21 protein-coding genes are annotated in these 21,865 nt (G+C 68.1%); 7 read left to right on the top strand and 14 right to left on the bottom strand.

The annotated features are described in order from the left end of the window. Nucleotides 1-5 precede the first annotated feature (5 nt). The 4 genes from FBR43_RS02350 to FBR43_RS02335 all read right to left on the bottom strand — a co-directional run bounded on the left by FBR43_RS02350 (nt 6) and on the right by FBR43_RS02335 (nt 2,762). Nucleotides 6-452 (bottom strand): hypothetical protein, encoded by a 447-nt coding sequence (locus FBR43_RS02350; protein ID WP_136941611.1) that lies wholly within the window; start codon nt 450-452, stop codon nt 6-8. Continuing rightward, on the bottom strand, nt 439-1,200 hold the full coding sequence (locus FBR43_RS02345; RefSeq protein ID WP_136941610.1) for a molybdopterin-dependent oxidoreductase: 762 nt from the start codon (nt 1,198-1,200) through the stop codon (nt 439-441). The genes FBR43_RS02350 and FBR43_RS02345 overlap by 14 nt, the downstream gene beginning before the upstream one ends. Beyond that, nucleotides 1,197-1,907: a cytochrome b/b6 domain-containing protein gene (locus FBR43_RS02340; protein ID WP_249276410.1), complete on the bottom strand. Its 711-nt coding sequence runs from the start codon at nt 1,905-1,907 to the stop codon at nt 1,197-1,199. Before FBR43_RS02340 ends, FBR43_RS02345 begins: the two co-directional genes overlap by 4 nt. A gap of 75 nt (nt 1,908-1,982) precedes the next feature. Further along, entirely contained in the window at nt 1,983-2,762 is a 780-nt protein-coding gene (locus tag FBR43_RS02335; protein WP_249276409.1) for a sulfite exporter TauE/SafE family protein, read from the bottom strand. A gap of 73 nt (nt 2,763-2,835) precedes the next feature. On the opposite strand from FBR43_RS02335, the gene FBR43_RS02330 reads away from it, so the two are divergent. Continuing rightward, nucleotides 2,836-3,030 (top strand): hypothetical protein, encoded by a 195-nt coding sequence (locus tag FBR43_RS02330; RefSeq protein WP_136941608.1) that lies wholly within the window; start codon nt 2,836-2,838, stop codon nt 3,028-3,030. Here FBR43_RS02330 and rlmN read toward each other — a convergent pair. Genes rlmN through FBR43_RS02315 form a run of 3 tightly spaced genes read right to left on the bottom strand, consistent with a single transcriptional unit; the run spans nt 3,027 to nt 5,051 of the window. Next, nucleotides 3,027-4,235 (bottom strand): 23S rRNA (adenine(2503)-C(2))-methyltransferase RlmN, encoded by a 1,209-nt coding sequence (rlmN, locus tag FBR43_RS02325; protein WP_249276408.1) that lies wholly within the window; start codon nt 4,233-4,235, stop codon nt 3,027-3,029. The two genes, FBR43_RS02330 and rlmN, sit on opposite strands and share 4 nt — an antisense overlap. Before the next feature lie 59 nt (nt 4,236-4,294). Further along, a complete protein-coding gene (locus FBR43_RS02320) occupies nt 4,295-4,642 on the bottom strand; it encodes a hypothetical protein (RefSeq protein ID WP_136941607.1) in 348 nt (115 codons plus the stop codon). 49 nt (nt 4,643-4,691) lie between these two features. Continuing rightward, nucleotides 4,692-5,051 (bottom strand): hypothetical protein, encoded by a 360-nt coding sequence (locus FBR43_RS02315; RefSeq protein WP_136941606.1) that lies wholly within the window; start codon nt 5,049-5,051, stop codon nt 4,692-4,694. 115 nt (nt 5,052-5,166) lie between these two features. Here FBR43_RS02315 and FBR43_RS02310 point away from each other — a divergent pair, with 115 nt between their 5' ends. Further along, a complete protein-coding gene (locus tag FBR43_RS02310; protein WP_136941605.1) occupies nt 5,167-6,441 on the top strand; it encodes an SAM-dependent methyltransferase in 1,275 nt (424 codons plus the stop codon). Here the strand turns inward: FBR43_RS02310 and FBR43_RS02305 are convergent. The 4 genes from FBR43_RS02305 to queF all read right to left on the bottom strand — a co-directional run bounded on the left by FBR43_RS02305 (nt 6,405) and on the right by queF (nt 11,066). Then, complete coding sequence (locus FBR43_RS02305; protein ID WP_136941604.1) at nt 6,405-6,827, bottom strand: DUF1801 domain-containing protein; 423 nt, start codon at nt 6,825-6,827, stop codon at nt 6,405-6,407. The genes FBR43_RS02310 and FBR43_RS02305 overlap by 37 nt on opposite strands. Nucleotides 6,828-6,897: 70 nt before the next feature. After that, nucleotides 6,898-8,178 carry a glycoside hydrolase family 130 protein gene (locus FBR43_RS02300; RefSeq protein WP_136941603.1) on the bottom strand — a complete coding sequence of 427 codons (1,281 nt, stop codon included), beginning with the start codon at nt 8,176-8,178 and terminating at the stop codon, nt 6,898-6,900. Nucleotides 8,179-8,209: 31 nt separating this feature from the next. Next, entirely contained in the window at nt 8,210-10,486 is a 2,277-nt protein-coding gene (locus FBR43_RS02295) for a glycosyltransferase family 4 protein (RefSeq protein WP_136941602.1), read from the bottom strand. Nucleotides 10,487-10,619: 133 nt separating this feature from the next. Then, nucleotides 10,620-11,066 carry a preQ(1) synthase gene (gene queF / locus FBR43_RS02290; RefSeq protein WP_136941601.1) on the bottom strand — a complete coding sequence of 149 codons (447 nt, stop codon included), beginning with the start codon at nt 11,064-11,066 and terminating at the stop codon, nt 10,620-10,622. A 44-nt stretch (nt 11,067-11,110) separates the two neighbouring features. Here queF and FBR43_RS02285 point away from each other — a divergent pair, with 44 nt between their 5' ends. The 5 genes from FBR43_RS02285 (at nt 11,111) to FBR43_RS02265 (ending at nt 17,196) form a co-directional block, all read left to right on the top strand. Then, nucleotides 11,111-12,634 carry a cryptochrome/photolyase family protein gene (locus FBR43_RS02285; RefSeq protein WP_136941600.1) on the top strand — a complete coding sequence of 508 codons (1,524 nt, stop codon included), beginning with the start codon at nt 11,111-11,113 and terminating at the stop codon, nt 12,632-12,634. A gap of 64 nt (nt 12,635-12,698) precedes the next feature. Beyond that, nucleotides 12,699-13,535 (top strand): sulfurtransferase, encoded by an 837-nt coding sequence (locus FBR43_RS02280; RefSeq protein WP_136941599.1) that lies wholly within the window; start codon nt 12,699-12,701, stop codon nt 13,533-13,535. After that, complete coding sequence (metC, locus tag FBR43_RS02275; protein ID WP_136941598.1) at nt 13,490-14,725, top strand: cystathionine beta-lyase; 1,236 nt, start codon at nt 13,490-13,492, stop codon at nt 14,723-14,725. The genes FBR43_RS02280 and metC overlap by 46 nt, the downstream gene beginning before the upstream one ends. Beyond that, entirely contained in the window at nt 14,722-16,014 is a 1,293-nt protein-coding gene (locus FBR43_RS02270; RefSeq protein ID WP_136941597.1) for a mechanosensitive ion channel family protein, read from the top strand. The genes metC and FBR43_RS02270 overlap by 4 nt, the downstream gene beginning before the upstream one ends. 36 nt (nt 16,015-16,050) lie before the next feature. Next, nucleotides 16,051-17,196, top strand: coding sequence for a GNAT family N-acetyltransferase (locus FBR43_RS02265; RefSeq protein WP_136941596.1), 1,146 nt, complete (start codon nt 16,051-16,053; stop codon nt 17,194-17,196). On the opposite strand, the gene FBR43_RS02260 is transcribed toward FBR43_RS02265, so the two are convergent. From FBR43_RS02260 to FBR43_RS02250, 3 genes are all read right to left on the bottom strand, one after another. Then, a complete protein-coding gene (locus tag FBR43_RS02260; protein ID WP_249276407.1) occupies nt 17,174-18,808 on the bottom strand; it encodes a hypothetical protein in 1,635 nt (544 codons plus the stop codon). The genes FBR43_RS02265 and FBR43_RS02260 overlap by 23 nt on opposite strands. 9 nt (nt 18,809-18,817) lie before the next feature. Further along, nucleotides 18,818-20,434 (bottom strand): hypothetical protein, encoded by a 1,617-nt coding sequence (locus FBR43_RS02255; RefSeq protein WP_169542439.1) that lies wholly within the window; start codon nt 20,432-20,434, stop codon nt 18,818-18,820. A gap of 62 nt (nt 20,435-20,496) precedes the next feature. Beyond that, nucleotides 20,497-21,714, bottom strand: coding sequence for an argininosuccinate synthase (locus tag FBR43_RS02250; RefSeq protein WP_136941594.1), 1,218 nt, complete (start codon nt 21,712-21,714; stop codon nt 20,497-20,499). Between the last annotated feature and the right edge of the window lie 151 nt (nt 21,715-21,865).

Below are 21,865 nucleotides of genomic sequence, written 5' to 3'. Positions count from 1 at the left end.
TCGCGTCAGGCGGGGGGCTGCCTGACGCGATCGATCGCCGCCGTGAGCAATGCTGCCGCAACGATGATGACGGGCGAGGCAAGCATCAGGATGCCGAGGCCAATATTGGCGCCCACGCCGTCATAGGGCCGTAGGATCGCGTAGAGATAATATCCCCAGAAAGCCGCCGTCAGCACCGCCGCGACCTGCCACGCACGCGGCGTGCGGATGCCGACGATGCCGAGCATCGCATAGGGGGCGCCCGCCAGCGCGGCCTGCGCCGGCGAGGTATCGTCCCACAGCGCGCCGAGTCCCATGCCGTTGGCGAGCGCCCAGATGCTGTTGCATGCCGCGATGATCGCCAGCCCCGCGACCACCCCGATCGCGATGCCGCCAAGCGCGAAGCGCACGCGATGTTCGGCCCGGTCGAGCGCGCCGCGCCACCGGATGCGCCGCGGGTCAGATGCCGGCATACCATTCATAATCGGCGATATCCTCCCACAGGCCGCCCTTGCCGCCGTGGATCGGCGCCAGATCGGCGACCGCCTCGATCCGTTCGACATATTTGGCGTGCTTGTAGCCGAGTTGCCGCTCGACGCGAAGCCGCACCGGCGCGCCATGTCCCACACCCAGCCGCTGGTCGTTCAGGCCCAGCGCCAGGATCGTCTGCGGGTGGAAGGCATCAACGAGGTCGATCGACTCGTAATAGGGCCGCCCGCCCGCATAGCGATCGGCACAATGGAACACGATGTAGCGCGCGCGGTCGCTAAGGCCCGCCGCGTCGAGCAGTGTCGCCAGCCGCGGCCCCTGCCACTTGCCGATCGCGCTCCACCCCTCGACGCAATCGTGCCGCGTGATCTGCGCGCGTTGCGGCATCGACAGCAATTGCGCGATCGAGAAGCTCTGCGGGCGCGCCACCAGCCCGTCGACCTGCACGCGCCAGTCGACGAAGCCCGTCGCGGCCTGTGCGTTGTAGGTCGGCGTGTTCGGATTGCGCGTGCCGTTGGTGCGGAACACCGGCGACATCTGCTCGGGTCGGAATTCGCGCGCGAGCGCATTGCGATCGGTCAGCGCGCGCTGCGTCCACTGGTGCCAGTCGGCGCCCTTGAACAGGATCGAGCGGAACGTCTCGTCCTGCCCCAGCGCATCGCAGCCCGAAACGAGCCCGCCGGCGCCGGCAACGAGGCCGCCCAGCAGCGCGCGGCGTGTGAGGATCGTCATGGCTGCTTCTCCTGCGGCACGCGCCAGCGGCCCGTTATCATCGATCGAACCTCATTGACCGGCCCGGCAAGGATCACCAGCGCCAGATGAACGACAAGGAACGCGGCGATCGCGATCGAGGCGATGAAGTGCAGCGAGCGCGCCGATTGGCGCCCGCCGAACAGATCGAGCATCCAGGGTGCTGCGGCATTGATCCCCGGCGACATGGTGAGGCCGGTCAGGATCGCGAGTGGCAGGGCGACGAAGATCACGCCCACATAGCTCAGCTTCTGGAGGATGTTGTAGGCGCCCGGCCGCGCGGGATCATGGAAGCGCAACGCCAGATGCTCGCGTACGTCATGCGCCAGATGCGCGGGCGCCAGTTCGGCGCGGCGGATCGCCAGATCGCGCTGGAAATGGCGGTTGACGAGGCCGGCGATCATGTAGGCCGTGAGCGCGAAGGCGAGGACCAGCGCGAAGAACAGGTGCCAGCGCCGCGCCAGCGCGAGGTTGTAGGTCGAGGGGATGGTGAGCCACCCCGGAATGCGCCCGCCTTCGAACACCCACGCCACGCGAAACCAGGGCTGCTCGAAATTGGCGCCATAATCACCCCAGTAAAGATGCGGGTGGGCGTTGAGGATCATGAATCCGCTGCCCAGCATGACGATGATCGCCACGGCATTGGTCCAGTGCCACAGCCGGGTGGCGAGTGCGTGCTTGCGGATCATGCTGCCGCCATTCGGCGCAGGGGCTGCGTCGGTTACAGGCGTTGCGTCGGTGCGGACCTGCATCGCACGATGCTCCTATGCGTAAGCGCGAACGAAGAAGATGATGGTCGTGACGACGGTGACGAGCAAGGTCCAGATGCGGATCACGCGCGGCGGCAGCACGCGGCCCAGCCGCGCGCCCAGCCAGCCGCCCAATATGGCGCCCAGCAGCATCGGCACGCAGGCTTCCCAGCGCACCATGCCGAAGCCGATGAAGACGATGGTGGCGGCGGCATTGGCGGCGGCGAGCATCAGCGTGCGCGGCGCCATCAGCCGCTCGGGCGGCTCGCCCGCCAGCAGGCCCCAGGCGGCAGTGAACATCAGCCCAACGCCGCCGCCGAAATAGCCGCCATAGACGCCGAGCAGCACCTGCGCGACGATCATAGCGGCGGGGCCGGGCGCGGCATGGCGCGCCAGCGCGGCGGCGGCCTGCTTGCCGAACGCGATCGCCAGCGTAGCGATCAGCAGCAGCCAGGGAATGATGACGTCGAAAGTGCTGGTAGGCGTCACCACCAGCAACAGGCTGCCCGCCAGCGCCGCGACGAAAGTGATCGCGGCAAGCGGGCGGATATTGATGCCGCCCACCGGCGCCAGCCCGTCGCGGAACGTCCATGCGCTTGCGATGGCGCCGGGCTGCAACGCGACGTTCGACGTGGCGTTGGCGATGGGCGAGGGCAGGCCAATCGCGATCAGCGCGGGCATGGTGGCGAAGGTACCGCCCCCCGCCAGCGCATTCATCGCGCCGCCCAGCATTCCGGCGGCGGCGGCAAGCGCAAGCGTGGTGGGTTCGAGCATCGCGCGCGGCGGTAGCGCCATATCGCCGACACGTCGATGGCGGGAACGGTGCGATCGCCTGCCCGTTCGCCTTGGACAGCAACGGAGAATATCGATGAGCCAGCAATTCGACGCCGCGCTCGCGCGCCTCAGGGCGTTTCGCGAGCGTCATGCCGGCAATGCGACGATCGACACCGAGACCGGCCTTACCGCCGCCGATCTCGATACCATCCTCGCCGGCCGCAAGGCGACGACCGACCTCGATCCGGGCGGCTCGCTCGACGCCGACGATCTTGCCGGAGCAGCCTAACCCAGCGCCGCCTGCTTCTCGGCCGCCAGCCGGTCGAGCTCGGCCCGCGATTTCTTCTCGGCAGCGGTCTTCAATTGCCCGCAGGCCGCATCGATGTCGCGGCCGCGCGGCGTGCGCGTGGGGGCCGAGATGCCGGCCTCGAACACGATGTCGCTGAACCGCCTGATGCGCTCGGGCGTCGAGCATTCATAGGGCGCGCCGGGCCAGGGGTTGAACGGAATGAGGTTCACCTTGGCGGGCAGGCGGTACTTGCGCAGCAGCCGCACCAGCTCGTGCGCGTCGGCGTCGCTGTCGTTCCTGTCCTTGAGCATCACATATTCGAAGGTGATGCGCCGCGCATTGTTGGCGCCGGGATAGTCGGCGCACGCCTGCAACAGCTCCTCGATGCCGTATTTGCGATTGAGCGGCACGATCTCGTCGCGCACGTCCTTGGTCACGGCATGGAGCGACACCGCCAGATTGACGCCGATCTCGTCGCCCGCGCGTGCCATCATCGGCACCACGCCCGAGGTCGACAGCGTGATCCGCCGCTTGGAAAGCGCCAGCCCATCGCCGTCCATCACCACGTGCAGCGCGTCGCGCACGGCATCGAAATTGTAGAGCGGCTCGCCCATGCCCATCATCACGATGTTGGTGAGCATCCGGCCCTCGGGCTGGCTCGGCCATTCGCCCAGCGCGTCGCGCGCGAGCATCACCTGCCCCACGATCTCGCCCGCGGTCAGGTTGCGCACCAGCCGCATCGTGCCCGTGTGGCAGAAACGGCAGTTGAGCGTGCAGCCGACCTGGCTCGACACGCACAGCGTGCCGCGATCGGCGTCGGGGATGAACACTGCCTCGTAATCCTGCCCGTCATCGGAGCGCAGCAGCCATTTGCGCGTCCCGTCGGTCGATACCTGCGCCTCGACCACTTCAGGCCGCGAGATGACGAAGCGCTGCGCCAGCCAGGGCTGCATCGTCTTCGAGATGTCGGTCATCAGCGAAAAGTCGGTGACGCCGCGATTGTAGATCCAGTGCCACAACTGCTTGGCGCGCAGCTTGGCCTGCTTCGGCTCGAGCTGTGCGGTCTCCAGCGCCATGCGCAGGTCGGCTTTCGAAAGGCCCAGCAGGTCGACACGCCCGTCGGCGCGCATCGGCAGCGCGCGCGGCACGGGCACGGGATCGATGTGCCCGGGAACGGGCATGGCGGCGGCCGGAGGTGTCAGCATGGCCGCCATATAGGCGAAAACGCCGCTTCGCGCTAGCCGCGGCGTTCTGGCATCGTCATTCAACGGCCGCGAAGCATATCCCGCAAGGAACGGCCTGCGATGCGGAATTCGGATTTGATGACCGGCCAATAATTCCTGTGGAACTGCGTCATGCCCAGCGCAATCAGAATACCGACCCGCCAGACAATATAGGCAGTCCAGCTACCGGCGATCAGGATCCAGATCAGCCAGCTGCCAATGACGAGAAACATCGTCGCATTGGGGAACAGCCCGACAATAACAAGTTTGAAAAGCCAATCGAAGGCAGCTGCCGCCAGATAGGGTGTAAAGAGAAACGCCACGCTATCGCGCGACAGAGCATCTCGCCAAGTAAGGTCCCAGAGTTGGCGATACGGATTGCCGGCCATCACATCAGCTTATGAGTAACCTGATAGACGTCAAGCGCGCCACTCTGCGCTAGCCGCGGCGCGCGAGGCGGGCGAGGGTGTTGCCGGCGCTGCGCCAGCCGCTCGCCCAGCTTGCGCCGATCCGCGCGCCGCGCAGGTGCCGTCGCAATGCCGCCAGGCCGAGCGTCAGGCCGATCAGCCCGCGCCACGCCAGATACAGCCCCCAGCTGGCGGGCAGGCCGACGAGGACGATGTCGCCGGCGCGAGCGAACAGGGGTGCATGGGCGGGGGCGAGCGCACCGCCTAATGCTTTGATCGCGATCCAGCCAGCGAAGCCGGCAATCACGGGCAGCAGCAGCCACAGCCGCGCCTCGCCGCGCCCCGAGCGGGTCACCCGGTCGAGCAGCCGGCGATAGGGATGCGCGCGCATTGCCCGAGCCTAACAGGCGTTTGGCACAGCGCAACCGCCTGGCCCCGCAGGCCTGACCACGAAAATTGTCGCCTTGCCCTTTTTCCGCCCCGGTTCGTCCGCTAGCGGACAGTCCATGTCGCTGATCGATCGCTTCCTCGAGCGTGCCATCCGGCGCGGACGGCTCACCGTCACCTTTCCCGGCGGGCGCACCGCAAGCTACGGCACGCCCGATGCCGAACTGGCCGATGTCGCCATCCGCTTCGCCGATGCGCGCGCATTGCGGCAGCTGCTCGCCGATCCGAGCCTCGGCGCGGCCGAGGCCTATATGGACGGCCGGCTTATCATCGAACGCGGCGACATTCGCGATTTCCTCAACCTCGCCACCGCCAACAACCGCTGGGAGGAAGGGCGCGGCACGCTCGACGCCAGCCGCCTGCGCCGCGCGGTCGACAATGTCCGCTTCCGCATCGATCGCATCAACATGGCGCGCCGGTCGAAGCGCAACGTCGCGCATCATTACGACCTGTCCGACCGGCTCTATGACCTGTTTCTCGACGCCGACCGCCAGTACAGCTGCGCGTATTTTGATGACGGCACCGCAACCCAGAGCCTCGAGTCCGCGCAGGACGCCAAGAAGGCGCATATCGCCGCCAAGCTCGCGATCGAGCCCGGCATGCGCGTGCTCGATATAGGTTGCGGCTGGGGCGGCATGGCGCTTTACCTGCACGCCAAAACGGGCGCCGATGTCTGCGGCATCACGCTCAGCGAAGAACAGCTCAAGGTCGCGCGCTGTCGGGCCGAGATGGCGGGCGTCGACCGCCATGTCCGCTTCGAACTGATCGACTATCGCCACATGACCGGCCAGTTCGACCGCATCGTCTCGGTCGGCATGTTCGAGCATGTCGGGCCGGCGCATTACCGCACGTTCATGCGAAAGTGCCGCGAGTTGCTGACGCCCGAGGGGGTGATGCTGCTCCACACCATCGGCCGCGCCGGCGGGCCGGGCGTGACCGACGCGTTCACCGCCAAATATATCTTCCCCGGCGGCTATATCCCCGCGCTGTCCGAAATCGTGCGCGCCAACGAAGGCCTGCGCATGTTCGTCACCGATATCGAGGTGCTGCGCCTCCATTACGCGCACACGCTGGCGGCATGGTATGACCGCGTCGTCGCCGCGCGCGAGGCGATCGTCGCGATGTACGACGAGCGCTTCTATCGGATGTGGACCTATTATCTGGCGGGCAGCGAGGTGAGCTTCCGCCACGGCGGCCTCGTCAACTACCAGCTCCAGTTCGCACGCGACCGCCACACGCTGCCGATCACGCGCGACTATATGCTGGCGGGCGAGCGGCGCCTGCGCGGCGCGGATGGTCAGCCCTCGACCTCGCCCTCGGCCTTCGCGCTATAGGCCGTCGCCACGATCGCCTCGAGCGCGGGCAGATCGGCGTCGGTCACGCGCTTGAGATACAGGCAGCCCTTGCCCAGCCGGTGCTTGCCGAGCCGCGCCAGATTGTCGGCCTGTTCGGGCCGGCCGGCGCCGACATAGAGCACGCATTCGGCCTTGCGCGGGCTGAACCCGACGCGGCACGATTCGCCCTCGCGCCCGCTGTCGTAGCGGTAGCGATAGCGCCCATAGCCGATGATCGAGCCGCCCCACATCGTCGCCGGCTCGCCGGTGACGCGCGCGAACAGCGCCGCCAGCCGCTCGGCATCGGTGCGCCGCGCCGCATCGGGCACCGCCGCGATGAAGCCGTTCACATCCTCAGGCGTAGGCTTGGTCTTGTTCTCGGCCATGGCGACTCGGCTCCGGCGCATCGGTGCGGCGCAGTGTCGCGCGCGCGGCGCGCCTCGGCAAGCCGGGCGCCTACATCACGCCGAGCAGCGAGCCGATGCTGACGAACGCGAACGCCACCGAGCTGTCGGCTACGCCATAGGGAATGAACAGCCGGTCGCCGTGCCGCAGCGCGCCGCACGAATAGACGACGTTGGGCACATAGCCCTCGCGATCCTCGTTGGCGGCGGCGAGGATCGGGCGCGTCGTGCGGCCGATGACCTGGCTGGGGTCGTCCTTGTCGAGGAGCACCGCGCCGATCGAATATTTGCGCATCGCGCCCACGCCATGCGTCAGCAGCAGCCAGCCCTCGTCGAGCTCGATCGGTGGGCCGCAATTGCCGATCTGCACCAGCTCCCACGGATATTCGGGGCGCAGCAGCAATTCGCCCTCGTCCCAGTGCGTGATCGTGTCGGACTGGATGAGAAACAGGTTCTCGCCGTCCTGCCGGCCGATCATCATATACTTGCCGCCCACCTTGCGGGGGAACAGCCCCATTCCCTTGTTGCGCGCCGCCGATCCGGTCATCGGCACCAGATCGAGGCTGCGGAAGTCGCGCGTGCGCAGCAGCTCGGACTGGATCTGCGATCCGTTATAGGCGGTGTAGGTGCCCAGCCATTCGACGCTGCCGTCGTCGTGCGTGAACTGCACCAGCCGCATGTCCTCGAGCCCGTTCGACTGCGCGCGCGTGATCGGGAAGATGACGGTGCCCGACAGCGTCGAATCGCGGTGCCTGTGCACCGTTACGGGGCCTTCGGGAATCGTCGTCTCGTCGCCATGCGTGTCGACCGCGGTGGCGAAGGGCGGCTCGGGTGCGAGATACAGCTCGTTGTCATCGGTGATGATGCCCTCGCGGAACGCGACCGACGAGATATGCCCTTCGCCGACCGCGCGCAGCGACATCAGGATGCGCAGCGATCCGTCGGGCATGCCCGACTGGTCGAAATGCGGCACCGCGCTCGGGTTCATCAGCGCGGCGGCGGCATAGCTGTATTCGTGGCAGAAATAGGCGCCGATCAGCTGGCGCTTCTCGTCGGAGATATTGGCGTCGTCGAGCGAGAGCAGCCGCGCGATATCGTCGTAGCGCGACATGAACACGCGCCGCGTCTGCCAGTGGCGCGCCTCGAAATCCTTGAGCACCGATTGCAGCTGCCGCCGCGCCTCGCCCGGCGACATCTCGAGCACTTCGCGTACCAGCCGCTCGGTGCGGCTCGGCGCCTGTCCGTTCGACTGCCACGCGATGTGGAACGGGCGCACCACGACACGGGAAGGATCGGCATGCAGCCGCAACGCGTCGTGAACCAGATCGAGCATGTGCGCGTCCCCTTGGCGCAGCCCGTCTGTATCAGGCTGCTACGATATCGGGAGCTTCTTTCCCCAACGGCGCCGCGTTTGAAAGGGCAGAAATGGCGCAATTGGCGAGTTGCAGCGCCAAAATCGACTCGGCACCCTGATTGCGGTTCACTCCCGAGGGATGCAGCCCGTCATAGCATCCGCCATCCTGCGCAGTGGCAAGCGGCAGGCCAAGATCGTTGGCGCCCAGATACCAGCGATAGGCGCGCATCGCCTCGTCGCGCCAGCGCGCATCGCCCGTCGCCAGATACGCCGCCGCGCACGCATCGACCGTCGCCTGCGCCTCGAGCGGCTGCTGGTCGAACGGCATCGGATCGGCAAATTTGCGCCCGAAGCTCTCGGTGCCGACGGCGCGGAAGCGCCCGGCGGGCGAGGTCTGGCGCGCGACGATCCAGTCGAGCGTCTCGATGCCGCAGGCGATGAAGTCGGCGCGCCCAAGCGCATGGCCCGCGCGGATCAGCGCCTCGGGCAAGCGTGCATTGTCGTAGGCGAGCACGATCTCGAACCATTTCCACTCGGGCCGCCGCGCGGCGTCGCACAGCGCGATCAGCTGCTCGCCGAAGCGCGTCAGGATGTCGGTGGCGAGGGCGTGACCCGGATGCGCCTCGCGCATCGCCGCGGCGCCCAGCATGGCGAAGGCCTGCGCACGCGGGCTGCCGAGCTCAAAGGCGAGGCTCGCGGTGCGGTCGAACATCATCGCCGCCCAGTCGCGGTGCTTCTGCTCGCGCGCCTCGCTCGCGCAGACGCCCAGCGCCCACAGCGCACGGCCGTTCGAATCCTCGGAGCCGGCGTCCTCGCACCAGCTGCGGTCGAAGTTCATGAAGTTGCGGAACCGCCGCTGCTCGTCGTTCCACGCGAACTGGACGAAGCTGGCATAGACGCTCGTCCACTTGTCGCGAAGATCGGCGGCGAGCGGATCGATGCGGCACATCAGGATCAGCGCGCGGGCATTGTCGTCGATGCAATAGCCGTGGCGGCGATCGGGAATCGAATAGATCGAATGCTGGAGCATCCCCGTCGCGTCGCTCATCCGCTCGACGGCGGTGAGGTCGGGCACCAGCGGCGTCTGTCCGGGCGTCACGCCCGCCAGGCGCGCGGGCTGGGCTGCGACCGCGGCATCGAGCGCTTCCATCGCCGCTTCGGCCGATCGCGTCCACAGCATCGTGCGCCCGCGCGCATAGGCGCGCGCCGCGATCGCCTGACGACGCGCATCGTCGGTCAGCAGCGTGGACACGGCATCGGCGGTCGCCGCTACGTCGCCGAAGTCGACGAGCACGCCGTGCCCGTCGGCAAGGATTTCGGTTGCATGCACATACGGCGTCGAGACCACCGGCTTGCCCATGCCCACCGCATAGGAAAGCGTGCCCGAAGTGATCTGCGCCGGATTGAGATACGGCGTCACATAAACGTCGGCAGCCTGGAGATATTCGAGAAGCTCGGGTTCCTCGATGAACGCATCGATGAAGCGCACATGCTCGGCGACCCCCAGCCGTTCGGCAAGCGCGACCAGCCGCTCGCGATAGGCCTCGCCCTCATGCGCCACCAGATTGGGGTGCGTCGCGCCGAGCACGACATATAGCGCATCGGGTGCTGCGGCACGGATCGCTGGCATCGCCTCGATCACCGTCTCGATGCCCTTGTTCGGCGCGAGCAGCCCGAAGGTGAACAGCACCTTGCGGCCCTCCCAGCCGAAGCGCGGCTTGAGCGCATCGGGATCGAGCATCGCGCGATCGGGCACGCCGTGCGGGATCATCGCGATCATGCGCGGGCTGGCGCCATAGACGCGGCGCAGGATGTCGCGGCCGAGATCGGCCATGACGATGACGCGCGACGCACGGCGCAGCAGTGCCTCCATCACGCGGCGCTCGTCGGCGCTCGGCGCTTCGAGGATCGTGTGCAGCGTGACGATGACGGGCAGCGACGTGCGGTCGAGCAGCGCCAGCAGATGGTCGCCCGCCGCACCGCCATAGATGCCGTATTCGTGCTGCACCCAGATCGCCTTGGCGCCCGACGTCTCGATCGCGCGGCCGGCGTCGATATAGGCGCCGAGTTCGTGCTGCGGGATCGCGCGCGTGACTTCGGGCGGATAGGCGTAACGGCCCGGATGATCGTCCATCGCATAGACGTCGACGATGAGGTCGCCGAACCGGTCGACCATCGCCTCGTAGGTATGCGTCGTGAAGGTCGCGAGGCCGCATTTGCGCGGCAGGAAATTGCCGATGAGCGCGACATGATCGATACGCGCAGCCGCCTTGAGGCTTGCCGACATGGCTTTCCTTTCGCAAATGCAAATGGCCGGATACCAGCCGCTTACGATCCTCCTGAACGTCGTCTGCGCAATATGGTTGCAATGATTGTGCATTGCAACATGAGTCGTGCCGCAGTTGCGGCAGGATTCGCGATCAACCGCGCCCGCGATAGCCCGCCACGCCCTGATCGGGCAGCCACAGCCCGGCGGGCGGCGCACCCGATTGCCAGAATATATCGATGGGGATGCCGCCGCGCGGATACCAGTAGCCGCCGATCCGCAGCCATTGCGGCGCCATCTCGTCGAACAGCCGCTGGCCGATGCCGACGGTGCAGTCCTCGTGGAATGCGGCATGGTTGCGGAAGCTGCCGAGGAACAGCTTGAGCGACTTCGATTCGACGATCGTCGCCGCCGGCGCATAGTCGATCACCAGATGCGCGAAATCGGGCTGCGCGGTGACGGGGCAGAGCGAGGTGAACTCGGGCGCCGCGAAGCGCACACAGTATAAAGCCCCGGGGCGCGGGTTGGGAACATAGTCGAGCACCGCTTCGTCTGGCGATGCGGGGAACGCGCTGGTCTGGCCGAGGTGCTTGGGCGTCATGCGCGCGGATGTAGGAAGGCAGGGGCCGGCATGGAAGCGGCACGATGACGATCCTGGTGCCCGTGCTCGGCGATCAGCTCTCGATGAACCTCGCCTCGCTGCGCGGGCTCGACAAGGCCGATACGCGCATCCTGATGATGGAGGTACATGACGAGGCGACCTATGTGCGCCATCACATCAAGAAGATCGCCTTCCTGTTCGCGGCGATGCGCCATCATGCCGATGCGCTGCGCGAGGCCGGCTGGCACGTCGATTACGTCACGCTCGACGATCCCGACAATCAGGGCAGCTTTCCGGGCGAAGTCGCCCGCGCCGTCGAGCGGCATTCGCCCAAGCGCATCGTCGTGACCGAAACGGGCGAGTGGCGCGTGCAGGCGATGCTCGAAAGCTGGGCCGACCGCTTCGACCTGCCCGTCGAGATCCGCGCCGACGACCGTTTCGTCGCCACCCATGCCGAGTTCGAGGCGTGGGCCGAGGGGCGCAAGCAGCTTCGCATGGAATATTTCTACCGCGAGATGCGCCGCAAGACCGGTCTGTTAATGGACGGCGACAAGCCGGCCGGCGGCAAGTGGAATTACGATGCCGAGAACCGCAAGCCGCCGCCGGCGCGTGACCTGACGATCCCCAGGCCGCTGTCGTTCGCGCCCGACGACTGCACGCAGGACGTGCTCGCTCTCGTGGCGGGGCGCTTCGGCAATCATGTCGGGCGGATCGAGGGGTTCGATTTCGCCGTCACCGCCGCCGATGCGATGCGCCAGCGCGGCCATTTCCTGCGCTATGCGCTGCCGAGCTTCGGCGACTATCAGGACGCGATGGTGACGGGCGAGCCCTATCTGTGGCACGCGGTACTCTCACCCTATCTCAACGCCGGGCTGCTCGATCCGCTCGAGCTGTGCCGTGCGGTAGAGAAACAGTATCGCGACGGCCGCGTGCCGCTCAATGCCGCCGAGGGGTTCATCCGCCAGATCATCGGCTGGCGCGAGTTCGTGCGCGGCATCTACTGGCGCGAAGGCCCCGACTACACCAGCCGCAACTTCCTTGATGCGCGCCGCGAGCTGCCCGGCTTCTACTGGACGGGCGACACCGACATGCATTGCCTGAAGGAGGCGATCGGCGCGACGATCGACCACGCGTACGCGCACCATATCCAGCGGCTGATGATAACGGGCAATTTCGCGCTGCTGATCGGCGCCGATCCCGAACAGGTCCAGCGCTGGTATCTGGAAGTCTATGCCGATGCCTATGAATGGGTCGAGGCGCCCAACACGCTCGGCATGAGCCAGTTCGGCGACGGGGGCCTGCTGGCGTCGAAGCCCTATGCCTCCTCGGGCGCCTATATCGATCGCATGTCCGATTATTGCGGCCATTGCCGCTACGACGTGAAGCAGCGGGTGGGCGACGATGCCTGCCCTTTCAACGCGCTTTACTGGGATTTCCTCGCGCGCAACGAGCCGAAGCTCGGCGACAACCAGCGGCTCGCCATGCCCTACCGCAACTGGGCGCGGATGGACGCCAAGGCGCAAAAGGCCCTGCGCGCCCAGGCCACCGCGTTCCTGGCGAAACTGTGAACGCGCGGTTGCACGCCGCGCATCAGGCACTAATCCTGTGCCGAACACCAAGGGAGGATACCGCATGGACTCGCTCGTTTCGACCGAATGGCTTGCCAACGAACTCGGCGCCAGCGACCTGCGCGTGGTCGACGCGACTTGGGTGATGCCCGGCGACGGCGATCCGGCGGGCGACTATGAGAAGGCGCATATCCCCGGCGCGGTGTTCATGGATCTCGGCGAGCTGCGTGATACCTCCACCGATCTGCCGATGATGCTGCCGCCGGCCGAGAAGTTCGCCAGCCGCATGCAATCGCTGGGCCTGGGCGACGGCAGCCGCATCGTGCTCTACGACAATTCGCCCTACAAAACCGCCGCGCGCGCCTGGTTCATGCTCAAGACCTTCGGCGCGCACGACGTCGCGATCCTCGATGGCGGCTTCGCCAAATGGCAGGCCGAGGGGCGCGACACCGCCAGTGGCAAGGAGACGCTGCGCCACCGCCACTTCACCGTCTGGGAAGACCGCAAGGACGTGCGTGACATCGATGCGATGAAGGCCAATGTCGAAAGCGGTGCCGAACAGGTGGTCGATGCGCGCAGCGAAGCGCGCTTCACCGGCGAGGAGCCCGATCCGCGCCCGTCGACGCATGCCGGCCACATCCCCGGCAGCCGCAACCTGCCGATCGGCCGGCTGTTCAACGACGACGGCACCTACAAGTCCGAAGACGCCATCCGCGCCGAGTTCGAGGCGGCGGGCATCGATCCCGAAAAGCCCGTCGTCACGACCTGTGGATCGGGCGTGACCGCCGCGGTGCTCGCCTTCGGGCTCTCGCGCATCGGCAACAAGGCCGCGCTCTACGACGGCAGCTGGTCCGAATGGGGTGCCGATCGCTCGACGCCGAAGGCGATGGGCCCGGCGTGAGCGACGAACGCCCGCGGCTGGGCGAGCGTACGCGCATCGTCCAGGCCGGGCGGCGCAGCGAATGGACCGGCGGGATCGTCAACCCGCCGGTCTGGCGCGCCTCGACGATCCTCTATGACAGCGTCGCCGATCTGCGCGCCGCCGCCGGGCGCGACACGCATCACCGCCTGTTCTACGGCCGCCGCGGTACGCCGACGCAGTGGAGCCTTGCCGACGCGCTGACCGCGCTCGAACCCGGCGCCGAGGCGACGATGCTCTATCCCTCGGGCGTCGCCGCCATCGCCGGCGCGCTGCTCGCGGTGCTCTCGCCCGGCGACGAGCTGCTGCTGCCCGACAGCGCCTATGACCCCACGCGCAGCCTTGCCGGCGGCCTGCTCGCGCGCATGGGGATCACCACGCGCTTCTACGATCCACTGATCGGCGCCGACATCGCCGCGATGATCGGTCCTGCGACGCGCGCGATCTTCATGGAAAGCCCCGGCAGCCTGACGTTCGAGGTGCAGGACGTGCCCGCCATCGTCGGCGTGGCCAACGCGCACGGCCTGGTGACGTTGCTCGACAATACCTGGGCGACGCCGCTGCTGTTCCCCGCCATCGCGCGCGGCGTCGATTACACCATCCTCGCCTGCACCAAATATGTCGTCGGCCATTCGGACGTGATGCTCGGCTCGGTGACGGCGGCCGAGGGTCGCTATGCGTCGCTGCGTGATGCGGCCTATCAGCTCGGCCAATATGTCAGCCCCGACGATGCGTGGCTCGGCAGCCGCGGCCTGCGCACGATGGCGCTGCGGCTGAAGGAACAGGGCGCCGCCGCGCTCGCCGTCGCGCAATGGCTGCGCACGCGCCCCGAGGTCGCGCGCGTGCTGCACCCGGCGCTGCCCGATTGCCCCGGCCACGAGGTGTTCGCACGCGATTTCGCCGGCGGATCGGGGCTGTTCTCGTTCGTGCTGGCGGGCGGCACCGATGCCGCACGCGCCGCGCTGATCGACGGCCTTCAGCATTTCGGCATCGGCTATAGCTGGGGCGGCTATGAGAGCCTGGCGCTCCCCGTCGATCCCACGCGCCACCGCAGCGTCACACGCTGGGAGGCCGAAGGGCCGGTGGTGCGGCTCCAGATCGGGCTCGAGGACGAGGCCGATCTGATCGCCGATCTCGACGCGGGGCTGGCGCGCTTCCGGGCGGCGGCATGATCGGCCCCGTCACCGGCTGGCTCGCGGTCAACGGCTTCGCCGTGCCGAGCCAGGGTGAGCTGATCGAGGCCGCGGTCGCCGGCGCGCTGACGCTGGCGGCGCTTGCCATCGGCTGGTTCGCCTCGCGCCGCTTCGGCCCGCGTCTGGCCGATCTGCTCGGGCGGCGCGCCGGGCTGAAGGACGGCCCGCTCCAGGCGCGCATCTGCGAGATATTGCGTCACGCCAGCGCCGCGCTGCTGCTCGCGCTCCTCTTTTCGAGCTGGCCGTGGCGCCCCTATGCCACGCTGCCGATCGGGCTTGCCGGCAGCGCGGCGGCGGCGATGACCGCGGTGGCGGTGCTGCGCGGCGCCAATGTCGCGCGCTGGCTCGCCTGGGGAATCGCGGCCTTCGTGTTCGTGTCGCTGTTCAGCTATGCCGTCGGCGGCTTCACGCCGGTAACGACGGTGCTCGACCGTATCGGCGTCGATATCGGCGACACGCGCGTCAGCCTGTTGTCGGTCGTTACGATCGTCATCGCATCGGTGGTGATCTACGCCGTCGCGCGGCTCGCCAACCGTGTCATCAATCACGCCATCGGCAATGCGCGCGGCTTCGATGCCACGCAGAAGCTCCTGTTCCAGAAGCTCGCCGGCATCGGCGTGATCGTCGTCGCCTTCTTCATCGGCGTCGACATGCTGGGCATCGACCTTACCACCTTCGCGGTGTTCGGCGGCGCCTTCGGCCTCGCGATCGGCTTCGGGATGCAGAAGACGATCGGCAACCTGATCGCGGGCATCATCCTGTTGTTCGACCGGTCGATCAAGCCCGGCGACGTCATCGTCGTCGGCGACAGCTTCGGGCGCGTCAACAAGATCGGCGTGCGCGCCGTCAGCGTCATCACGCGCGACGGCAAGGAGCATCTGATCCCCAACGAGAATCTGATGACCAACGAGGTCGAGAACTGGTCCTTCTCCGATCGCAACGTGCGCATCCGCATTCCCGTGGGCGTCGCCTATTCGACCGATCTCGACCTCGCGCAGGAGCTGATGATGCGCGCTACCGTCGAAAGCCCGCGCGTGCTCGCATCGCCCGAGCCCAAGGTGTGGCTGACGGGCTTCGGCGACAGCTCGGTCGATTTCGAGATCCGCGCCTGGATCAACGATCCCGAAAGCGGCGTCGGCAACATGCAGTCCGACGTGCTGATGCGCATCTGGAAGCTGTTCAAGGAACACGAGATCGAAATCCCGTTCCCCCAGCGCGAAGTGACGATCAAGGCATGGCCCGAGGCGGCGGCAGACCGCCCCGCCTGACATTGCCCCGTGGCGCGCGCGCCCTACATCGGCGGCGTGCATTCGCCCCCGCTCACTGCCCGCATCGCCGAAAGCGTCTCCGCCATTCCCGCCGCCGAGTGGGATGCATGCGCGGGCGGCGGCAACCCGTTTCTCAGCCACGCCTTTCTATCGATTCTCGAAGCATCGGGATCGGTCGGCGGGCGGTCGGGATGGCAGCCGCTCCCCATTGTCATCGACGGTGCCGATGGCGCGCCCGCCGCGATCGCGCCCGCTTATGCCAAGGCGCACAGCCAGGGCGAATATGTGTTCGACCATGCCTGGGCCGATGCGTGGGAGCGCGCGGGCGGCAGCTACTACCCCAAGCTACAGGTCGCGGCTCCCTTCACGCCGGTGCCCGGCCCGCGGCTGCTGCTCCGCGAGCCTGAAATGGCCCCCGCGCTCATCGCCGCGATCGAGGCGGTGGTCGACCAGAACGGCCTCTCCTCGGGCCATGCCAGCTTCGTCACGCCCGAGCAGCTGCCGCTGTTCGAGGCGGCGGGCTGGCTGGTGCGGCAGGGTACGCAGTTCCACTGGGCGAATGACGGCTATGCCGATTTCGACGACTTCCTCGGCCGCCTCGCCAGCCGCAAGCGCAAGAATCTGCGCAAGGAGCGCGCCGCGGCGGTCGAAGGCCTGACGATCCGCCACCTGACCGGCGCCGCGCTTACCGAAGCGCATTGGGACGCCTTCTGGATATTCTACCAGGATACCGGCAGCCGCAAATGGGGGCAGCCCTATCTCACGCGCCGCTTCTTCTCGCTGCTCGGCGAGGCGATGGCCGACCGCGTGCTGCTGATCCTCGCCGAGCGTGACGGCCAGCCGATCGCCGGCGCGCTCAACCTCATCGGCGACGATGCGCTCTATGGCCGATACTGGGGCTGTATCGAGGACGTGCCCTTCCTCCATTTCGAGCTGTGCTATTATCAGGCGATCGACGCGGCGATCGCGCGGCGTCTGGCGCGCGTCGAAGCCGGCGCGCAGGGCGAGCACAAGCTCGCGCGCGGCTATGTACCCGTCGCCACCTGGTCGGCGCATTATCTGCCCGATCCGGGCTTCCGCCGCGCGGTGGCCGACTATCTGGTGCGCGAGCGCGCCGCCGTGGCGCACGAGCAGGCGTTCCTCGGCGAGATGACGCCTTTCAGGAAGGGCGGGTCCGCCTGATCCGCTCGAAATAGGCAGGGCCGAGCGGCCCCAGGTCGCGCATCAGCAATTCTGGCGGGCGGCGCGGCTCGTCGATGCGGAACAGGACGCTGCTGCCCGAGCGCCAGATCGGCGTCATCCCGGCCTCGAGCCGTTTGTCATAGGCGGGCGGCTGGACGATCCAGACATAGTCGAACGCCTCGCGCGGGAAGGTCGCCAGGCTGACGGCGATCGGCCGCCACCATTCGCGCGGGCAGCGCACGTCGGTGACGATCTGCGAGGGGTCGTGGTTGAAGCCGCGCGCCGCCGCATAGCGCACCGTCAGCAGCTGCGCGCCCGCCATCGACCATTGATCGTTCGAAAAGGCCAGCCGCCGCGTCAGCGCCATGCCCGGCGCATGTTCGAGCCGCGACATCATCCACTCATTGTAGCAGGTCTCGCCGACGAAGCTCACCAGCCGCGCGCCCACGGGCACCCGGTCGAGCGCGGCGAGCTCGCGGTCGTAGGTGCGGTCATATTGCCAGAAGCTCGCGGTGGTGCCGCCGATCCGCACCAGGAAGAAGGCGAGGCCGGCAAGCGCCAGCGTCGCGGCGCCGCGCTGCGTGAGGCCGGGGCGCGGGCGCAGCGCGATGAGCGCGATGCCCAGCATATAGGGCGCCAGCCGCATGTCGGCATAGGCCGACCCGAACACGATGCGCGGCAGCAGCACGAACACCGCCAGCAGGAACAGCGCCGAGATGCCAAGATTGCGCGAATATTCGATCGCCGGATCGCGGAAGCCCTTGAACAGCACGAGGTACAGCACCGCGACGCAGGCGATGTCGAACATCTCCCACCGGTCGCGCAACACCATCGTCAGCCACATCACCTTGGCGCGCCAGTTGAACCAGTCGGCGGTCTGTCCCGTCACATGCCCGCCCGATCGCCACGCCACCATCAACAGCGCCGGCGGCGCAAGGGGAATGCAGTGCAGCCCGGCATGGAACGCCGCGAGCGGCCAGGCGCGGCCGCGATCATGCTGGCGGATCAGCTCGGCCGAGAAGGCGAGCACCCCCAGCAATCCCCAGCCATAGGTGTGGCATATCCACAGCACAAGGCCGATCGGCACGAACAGTACGGCGCGCAGCCGCAGCCGCTCCTGCCGCGCCAGCCGTAGCCACAGCGCGAAGGCGTTGAGTGCCAGCGCCATCGCCAGCGCGAAGTTGACGAAGCCGAAATGGAAGGGGAAGCTGTAGACGATCGGCAGCGCGAACAGCGCGGTGGGCGGGATGCGGCCATGCACCTCGCGCGCGATCCACAACAGGCCGATCGCGGTGAGCACCGGCGTCGCCAGCACCACCAGCTTCACCGCCGGCTCGAGTCCCAGCAGGGGTTCGAGCAGCACGACGAGCAGGTCGATGCCCAGATTGCCGATCAGCTGCCATTCGAAGGCGTACCAGTCGGCAAGCCACGGCGCGGTGCCCGACGATTGCTGCACCCGCCAGCGGCCCAGATGTCCCGGCAGATCGACGAGCGGCGGCACGTCGGGCAGCAGCAGCGGCACCGCCGCGACGATCGCTGCCGCCGCGACGAAACACCGCGTCTGCCACCAGCGCAGCGCCTGTTCGTGTGCCGCCTCAGCCCCCCGGTCCATCGGTGCGCCCTAATCGGGCGTGCTGGTCACGGCAAGCGGCTCGCGGCGCGGCTCGTCGCGCAACGCCCTGACGCCGCTGCAATCGAGGCGATAATCGGCACCCGTGGCGGTGGCGGGACGTTCGCCCGCCAGCGCGCGCAGCGCAGCAAGGTTGCCCACCTCGTTGCGATGATAGGGCGCGGCGAGCACGCGATGCGGCGTCTCGGCAAGGATCGCCGGGCCGAGATCGATCGGTGCCAGCACCAGTCCGGGCGGCAGCGCGGCGAGCGTCGCGATCCCCGCCTCGATCGCGCAGGCGCCGCCGCTCCCCGCATCGCTGCGCGCTGCGGTCGCGCTGCCGACGCCGGCATAGACGATGCCGACCGAAGCGAGCCACGCGGCAACGGTGCGCGGCGTGCCTGCCGCCCTTGCGCGCGCGACCATGTGGGCAAGCGCCGGCGGTGCGAGCGCGGCTGCCAGATGCGCCGCGCGCAACTGGTGACAGGCAAGCAACAGCGCCGCGCCGATCAGCAGCGCGAGGATCGGCCAGCGTGCGCTGCGATCGGCCTGCGCGGCGGCACATGCCGCGACCAGCCCGGCCATGCCGACGCCCAGATAGGCGAGCGTGGTGGAAAGCGGTGCCGCGAACACGCTCTGCGCCTCGCCCACCTGCGACAGCCAGCGCAGCCGCAATTCGGGGGCGAGCGCGGCATAGGGATCGGCGAGACACGCCGGCGCGGTACTCGTCAGCATCGCAAGCGACACCACGCCGATCGCGCCGAACGCCGCAAGCCGGTGGCCTGCCGAAAGCCGCACCGGCACCAGCGCGCAACCCAACAGCGCACCGGCCCCCACCGTCGCCGCGCGCGCGGCGTCGGCAGTGAAACCGTCGCAAAGCCCCTCACTCCATGCGAAGGGCCGTGCCCATGCGCCGAGCGCCGTGACCGCGAGCAACGCACCGCCGGTTCCCAGCAGCCTTGCACGCTCGTGCGCGGGATCGCGCCACGCGGCGAACAGCGCCGTCGCAAGCAGCAGGGCAAGCAGGGGTGCCGTCTCGACGCCGAGGATCAGCGATGCGCCCGCCGCCGCCCCGGCGATCGCGCCCGCGGCAACGCCCGCCGGGGCAAGCGTCGCTGCCAGCATCGTCAGCAGCAGCACGATCTGGAGGCCGTGATGATCGATGCGGCCGGGCATGAACACCCAGGTCGCCGGCCATGCCAGCGCCGCGAGCACCATCGCGATGCCGGCGGGCGCACCCAGCCGCATGGCGATGCGTGCCGACAGCAGCAGATAGGCGAGGAGCAGCAGCGCCGGCCACGCGATCACCATCGCGCGCTCGGCGCCGGCCTGCCCCAGCCACGGCCCGAATGCCAGCAGCAGCGCCAGCGGGCCGAGATCGCCCAGCCGCGACCAGTGCATCGCGACGCCATCGGCGCCCATGCGGTGCTGCGTCAGGTCGCGCCAGTGCTGGCCGCCGATCCAGTCACGCAGCTGCACCAGCCGCATCATGTCGTCGGTATCGGGCAGGCGCAGCCGCACGAGATCGGGCCAGCCGGCGAGCGTCCAGCCGCCCGTCAGCACCGCGCACAGGCCGAGCGCGGCGACGAACAGGCGCATATCGGCGCGGGCGGCAGACGGCGAGTGCATCGCGCCCGCTCTAGCGGCGAGGCGTTAATCCTTCGCGCATCGCCGCCGTGCGCGGGGGGGGCTTAGCGGTCGCGCCGCCCAAGCAGCCGCAGCCGCAGCGCGTTGAGCTTGATGAAGCCCGCCGCGTCGCGCTGGTCATAGGCGCCCTGATCGTCCTCGAACGTCACGACCTTTTCCGAATAGAGGCTGTGCGGCGACTTGCGGCCGACGATGTGCGCGGCGCCCTTGTAGAGCTTCAGGCGCACCGTGCCCGTCACCTTGGCCTGGCTGTGGTCGATCGCGGCCTGCAGCATCTCGCGCTCGGGGCTGAACCAGAAGCCGTTGTAGATGAGCTCGGCATAGCGCGGCGCCAGCTCGTCCTTCAGATGCGCCGCACCACGATCGAGCGTGATCTGCTCGATGCCGCGATGTGCGAGGTGGTAGATGGTGCCGCCCGGCGTCTCGTACATGCCGCGCGACTTCATGCCGACGAAGCGGTTCTCGACCAGATCGAGCCGGCCGATTCCGTGGCGCCGCCCCAGTTCGTTGAGTGCTGCCAGCAGCGTGGCGGGCGACATGCCCTCGCCGTTGAGCGCCACGCCGTCGCCGCGTTCGAAATCGATGGTGATCGTCTCGGGCGTCTCGGGCGCGTCCTCGGGATTGACGGTGCGCGAATAGACGTAATCGGGCACTTCCTCCCACGGATCCTCGAGCACCAATCCCTCGGACGATGTGTGCAGCAGGTTGGCATCGGTCGAGAACGGCGCTTCACCGCGCTTGTCCTTGGGCACGGGGATCTGGTGCTGCTCGGCAAAGGCGATGAGCGCGGTGCGGCTCGTCAGATCCCATTCGCGCCACGGCGCGATGACCTTGATGTCGGGGGCGAGCGCGTAATAGCCGAGCTCGAAGCGTACCTGATCGTTGCCCTTGCCGGTGGCGCCATGGCTCACGGCGTCGGCGCCCACTGCCCGCGCGATCTCGATCTGGCGCTTGGCGATCAGCGGCCGCGCGATCGAGGTGCCGAGCAGATACAGCCCCTCGTACAGCGCATTGGCGCGCATCATCGGGAAGACGTAATCGGCGACGAATTCCTCGCGCAGATCGTCGATGAAGATGTGCTCGGCCTTCACGCCCATCAGCTCGGCCTTGGCGCGCGCGGGCTCGAGCTCCTCGCCCTGACCCAGATCGGCAGTGAAGGTCACGACCTCGCAGCCATAGGTCTGCTGAAGCCATTTGAGGATCACGCTGGTGTCGAGGCCGCCCGAATAGGCCAGGACGACGCGGTTGACGGAATCGGACATGAGCGGCTCCAGCATGCAGGGTTCGCGGCGGCTGTTAGGGTCGCGCGGCGACCGGGGCAAGCCGCACGGCCCTAGCGGCGCCTCCCGTCAGCCGGTAGAGCATGCGCGCGGGCGCCGCCGGCGCCCGACCCCGTGCAGTACGCTGCCAATC

The organism is Sphingomonas baiyangensis, from assembly GCF_005144715.1.
Taxonomy (GTDB): Bacteria; Pseudomonadota; Alphaproteobacteria; order Sphingomonadales; family Sphingomonadaceae; genus Sphingomonas; species Sphingomonas baiyangensis.
This window is presented reverse-complemented; position numbering and strand designations above follow the sequence as displayed.

Excerpts from the sequence above, each read along its gene's own strand:
- FBR43_RS02350 (WP_136941611.1), bottom strand. The coding sequence starts at position 452 with ATGCCGGCATCTGACCCGCGGCGCATCCGGTGGCGCGGCGCGCTCGAC.
- FBR43_RS02345 (WP_136941610.1), bottom strand. The coding sequence starts at position 1,200 with ATGACGATCCTCACACGCCGCGCGCTGCTGGGCGGCCTCGTTGCCGGC.
- FBR43_RS02340 (WP_249276410.1), bottom strand. The coding sequence starts at position 1,907 with ATGATCCGCAAGCACGCACTCGCCACCCGGCTGTGGCACTGGACCAAT.
- FBR43_RS02335 (WP_249276409.1), bottom strand. The coding sequence starts at position 2,762 with ATGGCGCTACCGCCGCGCGCGATGCTCGAACCCACCACGCTTGCGCTT.
- FBR43_RS02330 (WP_136941608.1), top strand. The coding sequence starts at position 2,836 with ATGAGCCAGCAATTCGACGCCGCGCTCGCGCGCCTCAGGGCGTTTCGC.
- rlmN (WP_249276408.1), bottom strand. The coding sequence starts at position 4,235 with ATGCTGACACCTCCGGCCGCCGCCATGCCCGTTCCCGGGCACATCGAT.
- FBR43_RS02320 (WP_136941607.1), bottom strand. The coding sequence starts at position 4,642 with ATGGCCGGCAATCCGTATCGCCAACTCTGGGACCTTACTTGGCGAGAT.
- FBR43_RS02315 (WP_136941606.1), bottom strand. The coding sequence starts at position 5,051 with ATGCGCGCGCATCCCTATCGCCGGCTGCTCGACCGGGTGACCCGCTCG.
- FBR43_RS02310 (WP_136941605.1), top strand. The coding sequence starts at position 5,167 with ATGTCGCTGATCGATCGCTTCCTCGAGCGTGCCATCCGGCGCGGACGG.
- FBR43_RS02305 (WP_136941604.1), bottom strand. The coding sequence starts at position 6,827 with ATGGCCGAGAACAAGACCAAGCCTACGCCTGAGGATGTGAACGGCTTC.
- FBR43_RS02300 (WP_136941603.1), bottom strand. The coding sequence starts at position 8,178 with ATGCTCGATCTGGTTCACGACGCGTTGCGGCTGCATGCCGATCCTTCC.
- FBR43_RS02295 (WP_136941602.1), bottom strand. The coding sequence starts at position 10,486 with ATGTCGGCAAGCCTCAAGGCGGCTGCGCGTATCGATCATGTCGCGCTC.
- queF (WP_136941601.1), bottom strand. The coding sequence starts at position 11,066 with ATGACGCCCAAGCACCTCGGCCAGACCAGCGCGTTCCCCGCATCGCCA.
- FBR43_RS02285 (WP_136941600.1), top strand. The coding sequence starts at position 11,111 with ATGACGATCCTGGTGCCCGTGCTCGGCGATCAGCTCTCGATGAACCTC.
- FBR43_RS02280 (WP_136941599.1), top strand. The coding sequence starts at position 12,699 with ATGGACTCGCTCGTTTCGACCGAATGGCTTGCCAACGAACTCGGCGCC.
- metC (WP_136941598.1), top strand. The coding sequence starts at position 13,490 with ATGGGGTGCCGATCGCTCGACGCCGAAGGCGATGGGCCCGGCGTGAGC.
- FBR43_RS02270 (WP_136941597.1), top strand. The coding sequence starts at position 14,722 with ATGATCGGCCCCGTCACCGGCTGGCTCGCGGTCAACGGCTTCGCCGTG.
- FBR43_RS02260 (WP_249276407.1), bottom strand. The coding sequence starts at position 18,808 with ATGGACCGGGGGGCTGAGGCGGCACACGAACAGGCGCTGCGCTGGTGG.
- FBR43_RS02255 (WP_169542439.1), bottom strand. The coding sequence starts at position 20,434 with ATGCACTCGCCGTCTGCCGCCCGCGCCGATATGCGCCTGTTCGTCGCC.
- FBR43_RS02250 (WP_136941594.1), bottom strand. The coding sequence starts at position 21,714 with ATGTCCGATTCCGTCAACCGCGTCGTCCTGGCCTATTCGGGCGGCCTC.